The sequence below is a fragment of the Paenibacillus jepli genome (assembly GCF_047238105.1).
Classification (GTDB): domain Bacteria; phylum Bacillota; class Bacilli; order Paenibacillales; family Paenibacillaceae; genus Paenibacillus_D.
In genome coordinates this window covers 4781457-4799500 of sequence record NZ_JBDFMD010000001.1, presented here as the reverse complement: position 1 = coordinate 4799500, position 18044 = coordinate 4781457, and the positions used below count along the sequence as shown (strand labels likewise).

Sequence of the window (18044 nt, the reverse complement as noted above, 5' to 3'; positions counted from 1 at the left end):
GCGATGGCCTCCTTTTTGTACGGCAAGAAAACTCTCCGGGCGGCAGATGCCCTCGGAGAGTTCTCGTGCTATAACTTTAACTTAGCTGTTCTTCCAGCGGTCGTACGCCGCTTGATGAATCTCGGCCATGCGGTCGCCGCCCATTTTCTTGATGGTGTCAACATAGTTATCCCAGTTCGTCAGCGGCTCAGCGCCTGTCACGAACTTGGCTTCCATCTGGCGAACATAGGTGTTGAGGTCGGAGGTCATCATCGTCACTTCAGATTGCTCTTCCGGCGTCAGGAACAAGACAGGGAACGGGATGCGGGCGCCATTGTCCAGCAGCTTCGTTTTGGTCTCGTTGGCCACCCAGTCATCGACTTCACCGAGCAAGCCTTTGTCGATCTCCGGCAGGTTGATCGTCGGTGCCGGGATGCCGTAGTTTGGCGTGATTTTGGAACGGTATTCCTCACGGTCGCCGCCGTCCGGTACCGGCAGGTATTCCTTCACATGGTTCTCTTTGTCCGTATATTGCCACAGTACGCCCTCAGGCCCTTTGTTGAACATCGTAGCGCCTTCCACGGAGTAAGCGTGGTCGATCCAGCGCAGCGAAGCTTCAGGCGACGGATTCGTATTGGAGATGGCAAATGCGCCGGTATTGATGCCTTTGTTCTTGGCGATCGCCGGCTTGTCTACCATATCGCTCTTCACCGGCAGGAACATCGGATCGTCGGTGTTCGGCTCTTCGCCCATCATCTGGAACGCGGTCCATGCCGAGAACAGGCCGAGCTGGTTGTTGCGCGCCTTGGCTTCGCGTTGCTCCGCCGTTTGCGAGAAGCTCTCGCGATCGAGCAGCCCGTCGTTCCACAGACGGTTCAGGTACGTCAGATATTCCTTGTATCCCTCTTCGATCGGGGTATAGCGGACGACTTCATTGTCGTCGACATAGATCTCTTCTTCATAGATGCCGAAGGCGCCCAGCAGCCAGGTGCGGATATCGCGCAGGCTATTGTTAGGAGATGCCGAGGAGAGCGGGATTTCGTCCGCCTCGCCATTGCCGTTCGGATCCTCTTCCTTGACGCGTTTCAGATACGTGTACAGCTCTTCAGTCGTCTCAGGCAGCTTGTCGATGCCGAGCGCTTCCAGGAATTCGCCGTTATACCACAGCGGGTTGCGGTACCAAGGCTGGTTGAACTCGATGACCGGCAGCGCATAGATGTGGCCGTCCGGCGCGGTGATCGACTTGCGGATATCCGGGTTCTCGTCCAGGATCGCTTTTACATTCGGCGCATGCGTCTCGATCAGATCTTCGAGCGGCAGCAGGATGCCCTGCTCGCCGTAGTTCATCTGTTCGGCAGGCGTCAGTCCCGCCGCATAGAAGATATCAGGATAACTGCCGCTGGAGAAGACGAGATTTTTCTTCGTCTCGAAGCCATCCTTAGGCGCGTTTTGGAATTCCATGGTGATGCCTGTCAGTTTCTCCATCTCTTCAAACAGCAGCATCTGATCCCAGTTTTGGATACCGACATCCGGCCCCATCATGGTCAGCGTTAGCGGTTCGTTGACGACCGGGAAGCCCTCCGCGTTCACTAGATCTGCAGCTGCGCTCGGCTCGTTGCCCGGGTTGTTTGTCTCTGACGAGCTGCATGCGGACAGTGCTCCGGCGATCATGGCGCCTGCAAGTACCAGTCCCAGTCCTTTTTTTACTCTTTTCATACGTGATCCTCCTCTTTTGATCAAGCTGTTACTACTTATAATAAACGAAGCGTGGCGGCGTTTCCTTTCCGGCCCACACGGTAATATCTTGCAATCGCTTTTTGCAATCGCTTTAATTCTATACCGGAAAAGAGGCCGTTCTTCGATTATTAGCGTGTGGGCGGTGACGGTCTCCCTGAAGACACCGCCTTGAAGCGCCCGGCTGTTGCCGGCGTCCGCAGCGGGACGCCGGCCTGCGATTAGCCTTTGACAGATCCGATCATGACGCCCTGCACGAAGTAGCGCTGCAGGAACGGGTAGACGGCGATGATCGGCAAGGTCGAGACGATAATGACGGCATACTTGACCATCGAGGCGAGCTCCGCCTTGGAAGATGCGATCGCAGCCATGTCGGCCGTCATACTGCCGCCGGTCGTCTCCGCCGTCGCTTCCTGGAGGACCAGGATCTGGCGCAGGATCATCTGCAACGGGAATTTGCTCTCGTCGTTGAGATAGATCAGGGCCGAGAAGTAGCTGTTCCAGTGCATGACGCCGTAGAACAACGCCATGACCGCGATGATCGGCGCCGACAGCGGCAGCACGATCTTGATGAAGAGCCGCAGGTTGGTACAGCCGTCGATATGCGCCGCCTCCTGGAGCTCCTTCGGAATCGTCGAATGGAAGAAGGTCCGGGCGACGATGATGTTCCACACCGTAGCGGATACCGGCAGAATCAGCGCCCACATCGTATTGATCAGGCCGAGATCCCGGACGACCAGATACGTCGGTACCAGACCGCCGTTGAAGAACATGGTGATCAGGATCAGGATCATGAACAGCTGGCGGCCGTAGAAGTCTTTGCGGCTGAGCGCATAAGCCGCCGGCAAGGTAACCGCCAGGTTAATCAGCGTACCGACGACCGTATAGAGGATCGTATTCCGGTAACCCATCCATATTTTCGCGTTATCCAGTACGAGCTTGAAGCCTTCCAGCGTAAACCCCTTGGGCAGCAGCCACATCTCGCCGGAATTGACATAGCGGGGCGTACTGACCGATGCGCTGAGCATATAGATCAGCGGGTAGAGCACGACGATCAGCGCCGCCGTCAGGAAGAGATAGATGAAGACAAGGAACAGCTTGTCCCCTTTGGATTCTTTAATTGCCGATACCATAGATGTGACCTCCTTTTACCACAGACTGTTGTCGCTGGTCTTTTTGGCGATGCGGTTGACCGTTATGAGCAGGATCGCGTTGACCACGGAGTTGAACAAGCCTACCGCCGTGGAGAAGCTGAGCTGATTGTTCACCAGGCCCGCCCTGTAGACAAAGGTCGATATGACATCGGAGGATTCCATGTTCAGCGAATTTTGCAGCAATAAGATCTTCTCGTAGCCGACGCCGAGGATGTTGCCCACATTGAGGATCAACAGAATCGAGATCGTCGGGATGATCGTCGGAATGTTGATATGCAGCACCCGTTTGAAGCGGCTCGCGCCGTCGACAATGGCGGCTTCATGCAGCTGCGGATCGACCCCCGAGAGTGCGGCCAGGTAGATGATCGTCCCCCAGCCCGCGCTTTGCCACACGCCCGAGAGGACATAGACCGTCTTGAACCAGGCCGGATCCTCCAGGAAATTGGCTGGCTGCAGACCGACCCACTCGATCATGCGGATCAGGATGCCCGAGGACGGACTCAGGAAGGTGATGATCATACCCGCCATGACGACGATCGAGATAAAATGAGGCGCATACGTAATCGTTTGCACGCTCTTCTTGAAAAATCCGTTGCGAATCTCATTGAATGCCAGCGCCAGAATAATCGGCAGCGGGAATCCGACAGCCAGCTCGTACAGACTGATGCTCAGCGTATTCCATAGCAGATCCCAGAAGTAATAGGAATTGAAGAAGCGTTCAAAATGATCGAACCCGACCCACGGACTGCCGGTGATGCCTCTGGCTGGCTGGAAGTTTTTGAAGGCGATCTGCACTCCGTACATCGGCAAATAATGAAAGATGAGGAAGTACAGCATGCACGGTGCGATAAACAGATACAGCTCCCAGTTGTGCATGATCCTTCTGCGCCAGGATGTCTGCTTCTCGCGTCCCGGCTTGGCAGGCGACTGAGGCGTCAACTCATGACTTGCTTTCAAATCGTACCGTCTCCTTTCCCTGGCTCAGCCTCTATGCAAGTGCCCTGAGGACTGTGGCTGATGCCTTATGCAAGCAAGCGTATTCATATCCGTCTCGCTCCAACTCATAGGTCACATTGTAGGTGTTGCGGATGGGCTCCGTAAATATGTCGAATGTGCATTGTCATGCAAAAAAGCCCGTCACAGCAGGCTTAACAGCACATCCGGCGGCGGCTGCGAGGTTCGCAGATGGTCATTGCAGACTGCCAAATGTGTAGATTATGAACATGCCATTGATGAAACAAATGAAACATATTGTGCTTTGCCGCCGGGTATGCCACCCTGTCTTGAGACCGATTACACCCATTCAGGAGGTTCCTTATCTAATGAAAGTACCTGCTTCCGTAACCCGCTATCTGGACCAGGCCGATGAGCGGCTCGCCCACCGACCGAAGCTCCAGCGACTGTTCCGCAACACGTTCCCCAACACCCTCGAGACGACGACGAAGCTGCTGGGGGATGGCACGACCTTCGTCTTCACCGGCGACATCCCGGCGATGTGGCTGCGCGACTCGACCGAGCAAGTGCGGCATTACCTGCCGCTGGCCGCTGAAGATCCCGAGCTCCAGCGCATTATCAGCGGCCTGATCGCCCGGCAGATGTTCTACCTGATGATCGATCCGTATACCAATGCCTTTAATGAAACGGCCAGCGACGCCCACTACCGCGCATCCGACGATTGCAACCTGACTCCGTGGATGTGGGAGCGCAAGTACGAGCTCGACTCGCTCTGTTTCCCCTTCCAGCTGCTGCATGACTATTGGAAAACGACGGGCGATACGGACGTCTTCACCGACATCTGCTACCGGGCCATGACCTCTGCCGTGGATCTGATGATCACCGAGCAGCGCCATATGGAGCGTTCGCCGTACCATTTTATCCGTGATACCCATCAGGAGACCGAGACGCTGCAAAATGAAGGCCGCGGCATGCCTGTCAACTATACCGGGATGACCTGGTCCGGCTTCCGTCCGAGCGACGACGCCTGCCTCTTCGGCTACAATATCCCGAACAACATGTTCGCTGTCGTGGTGCTCCGGCATATCGTCGAGATCGCCCGCGACATCTACAAGGACGAGCGGCTCGCCGTGCGCGCCGAGAAGCTGCGCCAGGAGATCGACTTCGGCATCCGCGCCTACGGCATCGTCAACCATCCGAAGTACGGGCCGATCTACGCTTACGAGACCGACGGCTTCGGCAACTACTGCCTCATGGATGACGCTGGCACGCCGGGTCTCATCTCGATCCCGTATATCGGCTATGTCGGCACCGACGATCCGGTCTACCAGAACACGCGGCGGTTCGCGCTCAGCTTCGACAACCCGTTCTACTTCGAGGGCAAGCATGCCCGCGGCATCGGCAGCCCGCACACGCCGGGCGGTTACGTCTGGCATATGGCGCTCTCCATGCAGGGCATCACCTCGGACGACGACGAAGAGATCCGCGAGCTCATCGACATGCTGGTGAATACCGACGCCGACACCGGCTACATGCACGAGGGCTTCCATCCCGACAACCCGGCGGTCTACACACGGCCGTGGTTCGCTTGGTCCAACAGTCTGTTCGCCACCCTCATCGTCAAGGCGATGGACCGGGGCTTGGTGTAGGGGATGAGAGGGATGCGAAATAACCGGCATTGGCAGGTGTAGGAGCGGAGCGGCGTTGGCAGCGTTAGCTCCGGCGGCGGAACGGCAGCTGGGGTGGTGTCGGTGTCGCTGGGGCGGCGGATTCGGCGCTGCGCTCACCTGCAGCGACCCTTTCTGCCGCTGGGGCGGCGGTTCCGGCGCTGCGCACTACTGCAGCGACCCTTTCTGCCGCTGAAGCGGCGGTTCCGGCGCTGCGCACTACTGCAGCGACCCTTTCTGCCGCTGGAGCGGCGGTTCCGGCGCTGCGCACTACTGCAGCGACCCTTTCTGCCGCTGAAGCGGCGGTTCCGGCGCTGCGCACTACTTGCAGCGACCCTTTCTGCCGCTGGAGCGGCGGTTCCGGCGCTGCGCACTACTTGCAGCGACCCTTTCTGCCGCTGAAGCGGCGGTTCCGGCGCTGCGCACTACTGCAGCGACCCTTTCTGCCGCTGAAGCGGCGGTTCCGGCGCTGCGCACTACTGCAGCGACCCTTTCTGCCGCTGAAGCGGCGGTTCCGGCGCTGCGCACTACTGCAGCGACCCTTTCTGCCGCTGAAGCGGCGGTTCCGGCGCTGCGCACTACTGCAGCGACCCTTTCTGCCGCTGAAGCGGCGGTTCCGGCGCTGCGCACTACTTGCAGCGACCCTTTCTGCCGCTGGGGCGGCGGTTCCGGCGCTGCGCACTACTGCAGCGACCCTTTCTGCCGCTGAAGCGGCGGTTCCGGCGCTGCGCACTACTGCAGCGACCCTTTCTGCCGCTGAAGCGGCGGTTCCGGCGCTGCGCACTACTTGCAGCGACCCTTTCTGCCGCTGGGGCGGCGGTTCCGGCGCTGCGCTCACTTGCAGCGACCCTTTCTGCCGCTGAAGCGGCGGTTCCGGCGCTGCGCACTACTTGCAGCGACCCTTTCTGCCGCTGGGGCGGCGGTTCCGGCGCTGCGCACTACTTGCAGCGACCCTTTCTGCCGCTGAAGCGGCGGTTCCGGCGCTGCGTACTACTTGCAGCGACCCTTTCTGCCGCTGGAGCGGCAGTTCCGGCGCTGCGCACTACTTGCAGCGACCCTTTCTGCCGCTGGAGCGGCGGTTCCGGCGCTGCGCACTACTTGCAGCGACCCTTTCTGCCGCTGAAGCGGCGGTTCCGGCGCTGCGCACTACTTGCAGCGACCCTTTCTGCCGCTGAAGCGGCGGTTCCGGCGCTGCGCACTACTGCAGCGACCCTTTCTGCCGCTGAAGCGGCGGTTTCGCCGTTGCGCGCACCTGCAACGACCCTTTCTGCCGCTGGAGCGGCAGTTTTGCCGTTGCGCGCTCCTGCAACGACCCTTTCTGCCGCTGGAGCGGCAGTTTTGCCGTTGCGCTCTTTCACCGGTATCCCCCGGTACGACCTGGCAACACCACTCCTACTCTCGCCAGACTCGAATGATCCCGTATCCGGACAACGCAAAAAGCTGCCAAGCTTCTAAGCCTGGCAGCTTTTTGCGTTGTTGCTATATTGCTTCATCGATTAGTCGTTGATCAGTTCGGCAGCGACCAAGAGTCTGCGCAGCATCGCCGCCGCTTGGGCGCGGTTTACTTCCTGCAAGGGACGGATCATGTCGTTGTCCCCATGGAGGATGCCTGCCTGGATCGCTGCACCGATGTGCCCGGCAGCCCATCCGTCAACCTCGCCGCCATCCTTGAAGCTGGCGAGCAGAGTAGCCGCCTCTGCTGAACTCACTGATCCCTCGAGACCGGCGACTTCCAGCGCCCGGGCGAGGATCGACGATGCCTCGGCACGAGTGATCGTCTGGTGCGGATGGAACGAACCTTTCTCATCGCCCCGGGCAATCCCGTAGGCATGCGCTGTGCGGAGATCCGCTTCCCACCGATCTGCCGCCGACATATCCGTCCACAGTGGCTCGCCAGGGCCGGCAGGCTGCAGTCCGAGCGCCCGTACGGTCATCACGGCAAACTCGGCGCGCGCAACTTTCTCATGCGGAGCAAATGCCGTCTCAGTCAGCCCCGGAACGATCATGCGGGCAGCCATGTCGGTCGCCTCTTCACGGCTCCAGTGCTGCTCAAGGTCTGTGAACTCCTCCGGATTCCACACGACAGCATAGACGCTGTTGGACAGACTTTTGATATGTGCATAGTACTTGCCGTCTTTCATCCTTATCGTGGTCGGCACATGGTACAGCTCTCCGTCTTCACCCAGGACGACGCCTGTCGTGATGCGTGAGGAATCCACGTCCTCGGCCAATGCGATCGAACGTTCCACATACTTGGCAAACTCGGTGATCTCCAACGATTTCTCGCCAGAACTTATTGTGACTTGGAACGCTATCGGCTGGGTGATAAGCGTCTGCTGATTCCGCATTGCGGCTGCTTCCACTCCTCCGATTGTCGCTTGATCAGCTGCAGCTACGCGGATAGCGATAGTCAGATCACTCTCGCCATTTGCCGCGTCCAGCGTGCGCGCCGCTTCATCCAGATCGATCAGTTCAGCTGGCAGCGTATAGCTTGCCCGATCCGTCACCAGCTCGATCTGTACCTGCTGCTCCACCAGAGCTTGGAACAATGGCGCGCTCAGCTCGGTGATGATGTCCCCTTCCGTTGCCGTGACAGGGATCGTGATGACCTTGCTCTCTTGTTCCTGCAGTTTTGTCAGCACCTTGTCCGTATCGACGGAGACGGTAGTCACTGTGCGTCCTTCTGCTTGTTCCGCTCTTGCCGTCGCGAGGCTATCTTGCTTAACGCCGTCGACATAGATATCGACGTTGTTCCCTCCGCCCTGCCCAGGTGTCTCAGGCGTTTGAGGCGCCTCATAGATCGGATAGTAGCCATTATTAACTGGCGGAGTTGGGACATGCCTTACGTTCAGCTTGCCGGTTGGGTGGGACGGCAGCGCCGCAGCAGTGGCTCCGTGACGTACTTGCAGCACATCGTTCTCCCCGCTGGCATCAATCGTGTCCTCCCCTCCCGCCATCGCTGGGGTCAACCGGTGCCATTTTGTCCCGTTCACCGTGTAGTCCATATCCGAGGTGGCGCCGATCAGCTTCACCGCATCCAGCCCCGCGCTCGTGTCCGCTGTTACTGCTGGTGCTGCTCCCGGAGGTGCAATGGTGGCCACATGGCGATTATTCAATGGATCTGCTGCTTCGCGAACGTAGATCATTCCTGGCTGGAAGTCGACCACAGTTTGGCCCCCCTCCGCCAGCGCCCAATCCACACCGCCGTTCAGACTGTATTCCATCTCTGTAGCCGTGTTGGTCAGTACATCATTGGCCACATCTATGCCGACTTGGCTTAGATCCAGCGGACCCGCCGGTACCAGTACATTGAGCTTATCAGTGGCGTGGGACGGCAGCGCGGCAGCGGTCACTGCGATGCGTACGCGCAGGTCATGGTTCTCACCGCTGGCATCGATTGTTTCCGTACCGTCAGCGATTGCAGCCGACACCGGGATCCAATCCGAAACTCCACCAAGCAGGCTATATTCCATCTCTGTTGTCGCTCCGTTCAGCTTCACTGCAATCAGGCCAGCACTTGTGTCGGCTGTCACAGTTGGTGCATCTGCCGGAGGAGCAATAGTGCCCACTGTGCGAATATGCGAATGATCAGCTGCTTCGCGCACGCTTATTTCCATGCCTGGTTCGAATGTTACCGGGGTGTTGTTTGCAACAGCATTAGACCAGGTACCACTCGCCCCGCCCTCCAAACTATACTGCATCGCAGTTGTCGTATTCGTCAGCTCGCCACGGGCGACATCGATGCCCACCTGGTTCAGATCCAAAAATTGCTGAGGTATGAAACCAGTGGCGTAGACGTTAGTCGTGTAATCCTCCGACCCGTTGACGCCTCCAGTTAAGATGATGATGTCTTGACCAGCTTTCTGTGTGAAGGTGTAGGCACTGTGTAATGCGACTGGCAGGTCAAAGGCTGCTGCCATCGTATTTTTAATTGGGTTATAAATCGTGACCGCATTTGTCGGACCGCCCTCCTCCAGACCGCCGATTAGGAGAATTCGCCCATCCGTCAAAGCCGTTGCCGAAACTTTGGATCTCGCTGTCCAGTTGGCCTGTGTTTGAATCGTAAGATCTTCATAGGTGTCAGACTTAGGATCATAGACACTTACCACACTGGATTTGGCATTTGACCCCGCACCAGATAGTAATTCGCCGCCGAAAAAGTAGACTTTCCCTCCGCTGACTGCGGAAGCGCGGTATAACATATGCGCATCGACAGTAGCTTGCTTCCGCTCCCATTCATTTTCTTTAGGATCGAAGGACATAATGGTATTAGATGGCATATATCCAATACCGCGGCCGCCGAAAATGTAAATCTTGTCATCGATAACCGCAGCATTATAGCTATCCCGACCTCCACTTCCGTCATCGGGAATTGACGCTTTTTGTTTCCATGGCGTAGCAGTATTTGTTCGATCATATTCCCATACCTCATCAGAAACCTGAGTCGGCTGGCTTCCATATCTTCCTCCCACAATATATAGCTTTCCATCTAACGGAAGCAGTGAAAAGGAATGCAAGGGTCTCGGGAGGTCAGGGAGTTTTTCCCATTTGTTCACTTGCAATGTCCAGAAATCTTTGGAAATGTTATTGTTTTTATCAACACCACCGGCAACATAATATAAAGGAACGAGTAAAGAGCTATCGTCAGTTGCTGTAGCAGATAAAGTTAATGGTTCAGGAAAATTCGGGAACTCTGGCACTAGCCAAGGAAACGCTTGATCAGCAAAACTTGTCGCCGGAAATGCAAGCACCAGAGCGATCAGCCCGGCTATTAGCGTTCGATATAGACGCAATAAAATCTCTCCTTTTCACGTGTCGGATTATGTAGGCGATTTCAAATGCATAGTATATCACCCTGCTCTGAACAATTTCTGAACAATGGCCATTAGCTCTCCGTCCCGCCCCTTTGCCTGCCACACCCCACCTCTTCCAAACCGCCCAATCTTGCCGCAACCCGGGCATCCGTCCAATCCGCGAGTTGGGCTCCTACATAGAGTAATACCAAGGTGAAACGGCTAACGCCTTCTCGGGCGTTGCAAGTTTCAATCCGGAGAATTCTAAGCTAAATGTCAAATAAATAAACGCTTAGAATTTAAGCAGACACGGCGAATGCCGTACTCCAATCAGTAAGGGTTGTGATTCGTGTGACTTATCGCTCTGATCTTTATCATCAGAGAGCAACATCGCAGCCGTCGGGCAATCCATCCCATGTCCATCGCGGCTTGCCAGGTACGCCAGTGCAGGCAGGGGCCTCGGGCAGCGTGCCAAGAGCTGGAGCACCCGCTCATGCTCCGAGGGCAGTGACGCCATTTGGACCCTCGCCTTCGGAGATGCCGCCCGGCGCTTCACCCGTATTCATGCCGGCGGTCGTTCCCGTCGCGGAACCGGTGACGACCGTCGCTCCCAGCAGCAGCGGCTCCTCATCCAAGCTCGGCGGCATCATCGGCGGCCTCGGTGAACTCAAGGGTGTCGTCGACCGGATGGGCGGCATCGATGGCATCATCGGCACCATGGGCAAAGTGCAAAAGGTCGTCGCCGGCGTCCAGCAGATGGCGCCGATGGTGAAGCTGCTCATGGGCTCCTTCGGCGGCAAGAAAGGCGCGGTTGCCCAGACCGCCGAAGAAGATACCGAGTGGCGTCCGCCCCGCCGCAGACGCCGCCGCCGTCGTCCATCCGGAGCCGCAGGCGGCGCAAGACCCGGCGGCCGCCGCCGCCCACCGCAGCAGCAACAGCCACGCCCGCGCAAACGCCGCCCTCGTTAGGGCGGCGTTTGGTGTGGGATTTATACTAACTATTACTATTGATCTATCGCAAATGCTGAAGGATTTCGTGCCCATGACTGGTTAGTACATAATAATGGTGTCTTTGATTCCCAGCTCGATAAGGACGTATTAGCTGCTTCTTCACTAGGCTGTGCAGCATCTCTCTGCTCGCTCTTTCACCATACCTTAAACATTGAGCAACATCTCGAGCGTTAAATTTACGTGTAAGTTTCAGTGCATAACGCAACATTTCTCTTTCTTGAACCCGAAGCGCCATGTAATCCGTAGAACTGTTTAGACTACCCGCTATCTGGTAAACGCATCTGCGGCAGGCATCTGGCTTCTTCTCCAGCTCATCGTAACCAAAGGGAACATAGACAATGCCCTTCATCGCCATACTTCTTATACGCATACGTTCAAACATGAACCTGTCCCTGGTGATAAGCTCCGCATGAACCACAAATCCATCGCACTCAAACGCTATGCCAAGCGGTTCGTAGTAAACGTCGATATACAACTTAGCCCCGGTCACACCCATAATTTCATACTCCAGTTGGAATCCATCAAACGATTTAAACACTTGCCAAAGTACTCTTAACAATAGCCTCTCACCGGCACCTATCTTCTCAAGGCGTTCAAGTCTTGCCCCGGTTGCTTTGCTTTTCTGCTCGTTTAGAAACTGATTATAAGCCTCTTCAAATTGATCCACCGCTCTACCTCCATAAAGCGTCGGAAACACAAAAATGCCGCATATCTCCGAAGAGACAGGCAGCATGTGCTTCACGCGCGAGTTTTTAAGTATTTTAAGAGGTTGTTCAAAAAGTCCGCTGCCCATCACGAAGTGACTCAGGAGGTAATTCGACATCGAATCTTGAATGCAGTCGGATGAGAGTTTCCGCAGGAAACTAGCTTCGTAAGGTTCCGCATAGGTGCTCACGTAGCCGTGCTTCCGAAGTCGTTTTCTACGAAAACGTGGACCGCTCCTCATTTCCTCCCGCCGTGGGCCTTCTCGGTGCTGAACACCGACCTTTTTGAACATGCACTTTAAGTATATATTACTAAAATAGGTTATTCTTATCAACTATTTTAAGTAAATCTACTAGACTTGTCACCTAAAGTCACTCTCCAACGACCCTTTCTGCCGCTACTCGCCTCCGCCCTGCCTTCACTCTCCTTCCAACGACCCTTTCTGCCGCTACTCGCCTCCGTCCTGCCTTCACTCTCCTTCCAACGACCCTTTCTGCCGCTACTCGCCTCCGTCCTGCCTTCACTCTCCTTCCAACGACCCTTTCTGCCGCTACTCGCCTCCGCCCCGCCTTTGCTCTCCTTCCAACGACCCTTTCTGCCGCTACTCGCCTCCGCCCTGCCTTCACTCTCCTTCCAACGACCCTTTCTGCCGCTACTCGCCTCCGCCCCGCCTTTGCTCTCCTTCCAACGACCCTTTCTGCCGCTACTCGCCTCCGCCCTGCCTTCACTCTCCTTCCAACGACCCTTTCTGCCGCTACTCGCCTCCGCCCCGCCTTTGCTCTCCTTCCAACGACCCTTTCTGCCGCTACTCGCCTCCGTCCTGCCTTCACTCTCCTTCCAACGACCCTTTCTGACGCTACTCGCCTCCGCCCCGCCTTCACTCTCCTTCCAACGACCCTTTCTGCCGCTACTCGCCTCCGTCCTGCCTTCACTCTCCTTCCAACGACCCTTTCTGCCGCTACTCGCCTCCGCCCTGCCTTTGCTCTCCTTCCAACGACCCTTTCTGCCGCTACTCGCCTCCGCCCCGCCCACTGTAAGCCGCCCCACACCCAAAAAGGCGCGTCCAACCGCGCCATAAGCGCAGCCGAACGAGCCTCACACAACTAATCTTATTTACAGCCAGATCCACTCGATGACCTTGAAAAATACCGCCGCCATGAAGGCCGAGATCGGAATCGTGATCAGCCAGGACATGACGATCCGGCCGGCCATCGACCACTTGACGCTGGAGAAGCGCTTCGCGCTGCCTACGCCCAGGAGCGATGAGGTGATCGTATGCGTCGTACTGACCGGGAAGTGCGCCAGCGTTGCCGTCAGGATCACCATCGCCGAGCCCATATCTGCGGCAAAGCCGTTGATCGGCTCGATCTTGAAGATCTTCGTGCCCATCGTCTTGATGATCTTCCAGCCGCCGACCGAGGTCCCGAGCGCCATCGCAGTAGCAGCAGAGATTTTGACCCATAGTTGGATCTCATCGGTACTCTGCATTTGTGCAGCTACCAGGGCAAACGTGATGATCCCCATCGCCTTCTGCGCATCATTGGTCCCATGCGTAAACGCCTGGAAGGCTGCAGTGACGACCTGGCTCGCACGGAAGCCCTTGTTGACCTGGTGCGGGCTGCGGTTCGCAAACACCTTCTTGAGCACCATCATCAAAGTAAAGCCGAGTGTAAATGCGATGAGCGGCGAAAAAATCAACGCTTGTACAATAGAAGTAAAGCCTGAGGCGTTAATACCGCCCAGCCCCTCGGCACCAATAACCGCCCCCGCCAGCGCACCGATCAGCGCGTGCGAGGACGAGGATGGGATGCCGAACCACCAGGTAATCAGATTCCATGCGATCGCCGCGATAAGTGCTGCGATGACGATCTGCTCCCCGTGGGCGAGCAGGGTCGGATCGGCGATGCTGCCGCCGATCGTCTTGGCCACGCCGGTAAACGTCAGTGCGCCGACAAAGTTCATCACCGCCGCCATCAGGATCGCTACCCTGGGCGACAGTGCGCGCGTCGACACCGAAGTGGCGATGGCGTTGGCCGTGTCGTGAAATCCATTGATGAAATCGAAAGCAAGTGCCAGAAACACGACCACGCACATGATGATAAAGACTGTATCGAACATGGGTCAGGTCCCTCGCTTAGCTGTTGCGCATGACGATCGTCTCGAGGGTGTTGGCGACATCCTCGCAGCAATCGGTCGTCTGCTCCAGCCGTTCATAGATCTCTTTGCGTTTGATGACCTCCAGCGGGTCCTTGACATTAGCAAATAGGCTCATGACACATACGCGCAGCAGGTCATCGGCCTGATTTTCCAGTTCGTTAATATGAATAGCCGGCTCGCGGATGGCCAGCAATTTTTTATCGGTGAGCAAGTAGATGGCTTTTTTGATCTGCTGTGCACAGCGGACCAGATTGTCGGCGAACAGGATGATATACTCGTCCTTTTCCTGGAACTGGTACATCTCGAACCGCGATGCGCACGCCTCGATACCGTCCAGTACATCATCCAGCGACGTCGTCAGTGCCATGATGTCTTCACGCTCGATCGGCGTAATAAACGTCTTGTTCAGCTCCGTCAGGATCGTATGGACGTACAAGTCGCATTTCGACTCGTAGGCCTTCATCTCCTTGGCGAATACTTTCAGATCCTTCAGATCCGGAACATGGCGGTGAAAATACTCGGCAGCCTCAACAATCGTATCGGCCATTTCCTCCAACGTCTTGAAAAAAATATTCTTTTTTTTCTTCACCTTACAAGACTCCTTTACCGCTCTGCGGTTTGATTTGCATCTACTCTTCAGCCGAAGAATATCTTATCATACTTTACATCAAAATTGTTAAGAGTGTGTAAAGGTTTGTGAAAATATTTCGTCCATTTTCATAGAGATTCAACAACGCGATTTTGCCCATCCAAACGAACAAAAAAACCGTGTGCGAGAAAGCCCGCATACACGGTTTGATTGGGGTCCGGGAGAGCCTTCCCCCGTCTTACCCTACTCGACTTCAAGCGGATGCAGAGGCAGGCACACCGTTACACACCGGTCTGGCACACGATAAACTCGTTGCCGTCGGGATCCCCGAATGCGAAGCAGCGGACCCCCATCCGGGTTTCCAGGCCGCCCGCGACGGTCGCTCCCTTCGCTTGCACATGAGCCAGAGCCGCTTCCAGGTCAGGGGTCTCGATGATACCGATCGGCTTGCCCGACTCGCATAGCCGGTTGTCGTCAAAGAGCAGGTGCGCGCCCTTCTCCATCCGGATGCACCGGAGCTCGGGGAATCTGGCGTCCGGCTCGGCGGTTCGCGCGACCAATGTTTCGTACCACTGCACCGTTTCATTCAACGTACCGGTATGGATCAGTATATGACCGATCTTCGACAGCAGCGCGTGCGCCTGTTTCGTTTTGGCCGTTTCCGGGAGCCGGTGCGCCTGACACATCAGATTCGAATTGACGGTAAAGACGGAGATATACTCATCGCTGAACACGTCGGTTAATGTGTCGTACTGCTGACCGGCGCAGAAATCGTAAGCGGCAGCAATATCCTTCGTATCGAACATGATCGTGGACGGAGAACCCCAGGCATTGCTGTCGAGGATGACCTCCGTTCCGTCGAAGTCGAAGATGTATATGCCGTCCTCGTGGTCTCTGGGGACAATGTGCCGTTCGAGTAGATTGGCGTACCATTCGGTTGCCAGCTTCAGATCGCGAACAGGCACGAATAGGGACGGCACGCGAGGCGAGATCGGATGGGACATGTTGTACTTCCTCCTTAGATAATAGATAGTGGGATTTCATTCATTACGAGTCGGCGAGGATCGCTTCCATCCGCGCGATGCCTTCTTCTTCCGCAGCCCTTGCCCCTTGCAGCCCCTCCTGGATATCCTGCCACCGATTCGCGGGGCTGCCGCCATAGCCGAACGGGAACCGCGGGTAGAGCTGGACGAACCACTTGCTCACTTGCTTGTAGCAATTGGCCGCTGCCAGCAGTTGCCTACTGCGATCTGCACCGGGGGATCTATCCGCCAACCGCTCCAGGAAAGCTGCGGCTTGCTCGCGCGCCTCAGCCAGAATCGCGACCTGGTAAGCGTGCCCGCTCAGATCAAGCGTGCGGCCGCGAGCCCCCGCCAGCCAGAGGCGGTAACCGTCCAAACCGAAGGCATAGCCCTTGAGCGGCGGCTCCTTGCCCCGGGCATGTTCGACGATCGCGCGAAGCACTGTATTTTCGGAGGCAGGCGGCGACACCCTTCTTCGCAATCCGAAGACGAAGACCGGCCGGTCGCCAGCTTGGCGTCCCAATTGTTCATAACGGTAAATCCGCGTTTCTCCGTTGTATCCCTTGTAGTGGATCTCCTGCGATCGATCGTTGTATCCGTGGGCAAAGCCCATTTCGTTCTGCTCCAGATTCCATATCACCGCCGGAATACCCCGATCTACCGATCCGTGGATGACCGACAGCATTCGGAGCTGGATGTCGGGCGTCATCATCGTCTGCTGCGGTCTACCGACGCACACTCCGCTCACGCCGAGCCGTTCGACAGTCCGGTAAGCCGCATAGCTCCAGTCGAATGTCAGTATCCCCTGCCAATTACAATTTTCGGGCATATTCATACGGAAAGCCTCCGCCGATATACCCATCAGCTCCGTATACGTGAAATTTACAATATCAGCCGTGCCCAGCGCTTCGCCGATCATGGCGGAGATAAAGGCATAAGGCTTCGGATAGGTCGGCGCCGGCAGCATACAGGCGCTCGGGTGATCATGCATTTCCCGTTTCAGCACATAGGCAGCCACCTCTTCCCGGAAACGCTCGTCGTTCACTTTGAGCCGGGCTCTGGAGAGGATGTTGTAGACATTGCTTTTCTTGATATTATAGCGTTCCGCCAGCTGTTCCGGTGTAGCTTCTTCATGGGCGGCGTTGTACAGAACGTCCCGCGCCTGCTTGGACAGCTTGGCTAGCGAGCGGCGTACCAGCTCGGTGCTAGCCTCCTGTTCATGCCACTGCCGGATCTCGTCGAGCGAGCCGCGATTCGCAGGTCCCGGATCGGGCATCTCCTCGATGGCGATCGTGCGCCGGCTCTCTCCTCCGCGGATCGAATTGATCGCCATCCGGCGAATCATCAGACGGAACCAGGCAGCGAATTTTTGTTCGTCTTTCAACTGGTGCAGCTTCTCTTTCATGCGGATGAACGCTTCCTGCACGATATCGTCGGCCAGGTAAGGATCGCGGACGATACTTTGCGCCCACGACATTGCCGCCGCACGATACCGGTTGAAGATCGTCTCATATGCCGCATCGTCGCCTTGACGGATACGTGATAACAAGTCCTTCAATTCCAATGAATGATCCACGATTCCTCCTTGTGGCATTGATACCTGCTGCAATGCTCACCCATGGGATAACAAAGTTATTCGACGGATTGCGGGACGATCCTGCCAGGTTATCTCTGCACCTGATAATGGAGGCAGACGACGCCGGACGGCATTGTTCTGGTATCAAGCAGTTTAAGGCGAAGCATCTCATCGATCCCCTGGAATAACGGCAAACCGCGGCCAACCACAACGGGCGACATCGTAATCTGATATTCGTCGATCAGACCGAGCTGCATCAGGCTGTGCCCTAACCTGGGGCTGCCGAGGATCATGATGTCCTTGCCGGGCTGTTGTTTCAGTTTCATGACTTCTTCCGCCGCATGGTCTTTCACCAATCGGGTGTTGACCCAATCAATGTTGTCCAACGTGGAGGAGAAGACAATTTTGGTCGTGCGGTCCAACCACTTAGAGTGCTCGACTTCGCGCGGCATGGCCGACGGATTCATAGGCACGGTCGGCCAATAGTCCTTCATGATGCGATAAGTCCCGCGTCCCCACAGGATCGTGTCTACCGTACTCAGAAGGTGATCCGCATGTTTCGCCAAGTCATCGTCGTAGGAAATCCAACCGATGTCCATCGAGCCATTCGGGCCTTCTACGATACCATCCAGCGATGCGTGCAGGAAGAGTGTAACTTTTCTCATGGTTCATTTCTCCTCTGATATGATTTTTTCTAATCGAA

Annotated in this window: 15 protein-coding genes; 4 read left to right on the top strand and 11 right to left on the bottom strand. The window is 56.5% G+C overall.

Features of this window, described 5'->3' with window-relative positions; all coding sequences use genetic code 11:
• Positions 1 to 81: 81 nt before the first annotated feature.
• The 3 genes from ABC336_RS20685 to ABC336_RS20675 all read right to left on the bottom strand — a co-directional run bounded on the left by ABC336_RS20685 (position 82) and on the right by ABC336_RS20675 (position 3824).
• Positions 82 to 1695: an extracellular solute-binding protein gene (locus ABC336_RS20685; protein WP_413240454.1), complete on the bottom strand. Its 1614-nt coding sequence runs from the start codon at positions 1693 to 1695 to the stop codon at positions 82 to 84.
• A 239-nt stretch (positions 1696 to 1934) separates the two neighbouring features.
• Positions 1935 to 2846 carry a carbohydrate ABC transporter permease gene (locus ABC336_RS20680; protein WP_413240453.1) on the bottom strand — a complete coding sequence of 304 codons (912 nt, stop codon included), beginning with the start codon at positions 2844 to 2846 and terminating at the stop codon, positions 1935 to 1937.
• A gap of 15 nt (positions 2847 to 2861) precedes the next feature.
• Positions 2862 to 3824 (bottom strand): ABC transporter permease, encoded by a 963-nt coding sequence (locus ABC336_RS20675; RefSeq protein ID WP_413240452.1) that lies wholly within the window; start codon positions 3822 to 3824, stop codon positions 2862 to 2864.
• Between the two features lie 365 nt (positions 3825 to 4189).
• On the opposite strand from ABC336_RS20675, the gene ABC336_RS20670 reads away from it, so the two are divergent.
• From ABC336_RS20670 to ABC336_RS20660, 3 genes are all read left to right on the top strand, one after another.
• Positions 4190 to 5470, top strand: a complete 1281-nt coding sequence (locus tag ABC336_RS20670; RefSeq protein ID WP_413240451.1) for a glycoside hydrolase family 125 protein — start codon at positions 4190 to 4192, stop codon at positions 5468 to 5470.
• A 55-nt stretch (positions 5471 to 5525) separates the two neighbouring features.
• On the top strand, positions 5526 to 5684 hold the full coding sequence (locus ABC336_RS20665) for a hypothetical protein (RefSeq protein WP_413240450.1): 159 nt from the start codon (positions 5526 to 5528) through the stop codon (positions 5682 to 5684).
• Positions 5685 to 5813: 129 nt separating this feature from the next.
• Positions 5814 to 6197, top strand: coding sequence for a hypothetical protein (locus ABC336_RS20660; RefSeq protein WP_413240449.1), 384 nt, complete (start codon positions 5814 to 5816; stop codon positions 6195 to 6197).
• Between the two features lie 385 nt (positions 6198 to 6582).
• Here the strand turns inward: ABC336_RS20660 and ABC336_RS20655 are convergent, their stop codons facing one another.
• Together ABC336_RS20655 and ABC336_RS20650 are read right to left on the bottom strand one after the other, a co-directional pair.
• The gene (locus ABC336_RS20655; protein WP_413240448.1) at positions 6583 to 6846 is read right to left on the bottom strand and encodes a hypothetical protein; all 264 of its coding nucleotides are present in this window, start codon (positions 6844 to 6846) and stop codon (positions 6583 to 6585) included.
• Between the two features lie 138 nt (positions 6847 to 6984).
• Positions 6985 to 10188, bottom strand: coding sequence for a Kelch repeat-containing protein (locus ABC336_RS20650; protein ID WP_459564712.1), 3204 nt, complete (start codon positions 10186 to 10188; stop codon positions 6985 to 6987).
• Between the two features lie 444 nt (positions 10189 to 10632).
• Between ABC336_RS20650 and ABC336_RS20645 the strand changes: the two genes are divergently transcribed.
• On the top strand, positions 10633 to 11250 hold the full coding sequence (locus tag ABC336_RS20645) for a tyrosine protein kinase (protein ID WP_413240446.1): 618 nt from the start codon (positions 10633 to 10635) through the stop codon (positions 11248 to 11250).
• 43 nt (positions 11251 to 11293) lie between these two features.
• Here ABC336_RS20645 and ABC336_RS20640 read toward each other — a convergent pair whose 3' ends face one another.
• From ABC336_RS20640 to ABC336_RS20615, 6 genes are all read right to left on the bottom strand, one after another.
• Positions 11294 to 12187 carry a hypothetical protein gene (locus tag ABC336_RS20640; RefSeq protein WP_413240445.1) on the bottom strand — a complete coding sequence of 298 codons (894 nt, stop codon included), beginning with the start codon at positions 12185 to 12187 and terminating at the stop codon, positions 11294 to 11296.
• A gap of 923 nt (positions 12188 to 13110) precedes the next feature.
• On the bottom strand, positions 13111 to 14115 hold the full coding sequence (locus tag ABC336_RS20635) for an inorganic phosphate transporter (protein ID WP_413240444.1): 1005 nt from the start codon (positions 14113 to 14115) through the stop codon (positions 13111 to 13113).
• Positions 14116 to 14131: 16 nt separating this feature from the next.
• Positions 14132 to 14743: a DUF47 domain-containing protein gene (locus ABC336_RS20630; protein WP_413240443.1), complete on the bottom strand. Its 612-nt coding sequence runs from the start codon at positions 14741 to 14743 to the stop codon at positions 14132 to 14134.
• 281 nt (positions 14744 to 15024) lie between these two features.
• A complete protein-coding gene (locus ABC336_RS20625; protein ID WP_413240442.1) occupies positions 15025 to 15747 on the bottom strand; it encodes a VOC family protein in 723 nt (240 codons plus the stop codon).
• A gap of 43 nt (positions 15748 to 15790) precedes the next feature.
• Positions 15791 to 17341, bottom strand: coding sequence for an RNA polymerase sigma factor (locus tag ABC336_RS20620; RefSeq protein ID WP_413240441.1), 1551 nt, complete (start codon positions 17339 to 17341; stop codon positions 15791 to 15793).
• Between the two features lie 89 nt (positions 17342 to 17430).
• Positions 17431 to 18006: a dihydrofolate reductase family protein gene (locus ABC336_RS20615; RefSeq protein ID WP_413240440.1), complete on the bottom strand. Its 576-nt coding sequence runs from the start codon at positions 18004 to 18006 to the stop codon at positions 17431 to 17433.
• Between the last annotated feature and the right edge of the window lie 38 nt (positions 18007 to 18044).

Bases quoted from the DNA above. Each gene is read 5' to 3' on its own strand.
- ABC336_RS20685 (WP_413240454.1), bottom strand. From the start codon at position 1,695: ATGAAAAGAGTAAAAAAAGGACTGGGACTGGTACTTGCAGGCGCCATG.
- ABC336_RS20680 (WP_413240453.1), bottom strand. From the start codon at position 2,846: ATGGTATCGGCAATTAAAGAATCCAAAGGGGACAAGCTGTTCCTTGTC.
- ABC336_RS20670 (WP_413240451.1), top strand. From the start codon at position 4,190: ATGAAAGTACCTGCTTCCGTAACCCGCTATCTGGACCAGGCCGATGAG.
- ABC336_RS20635 (WP_413240444.1), bottom strand. From the start codon at position 14,115: ATGTTCGATACAGTCTTTATCATCATGTGCGTGGTCGTGTTTCTGGCA.
- ABC336_RS20625 (WP_413240442.1), bottom strand. From the start codon at position 15,747: ATGTCCCATCCGATCTCGCCTCGCGTGCCGTCCCTATTCGTGCCTGTT.
- ABC336_RS20615 (WP_413240440.1), bottom strand. From the start codon at position 18,006: ATGAGAAAAGTTACACTCTTCCTGCACGCATCGCTGGATGGTATCGTA.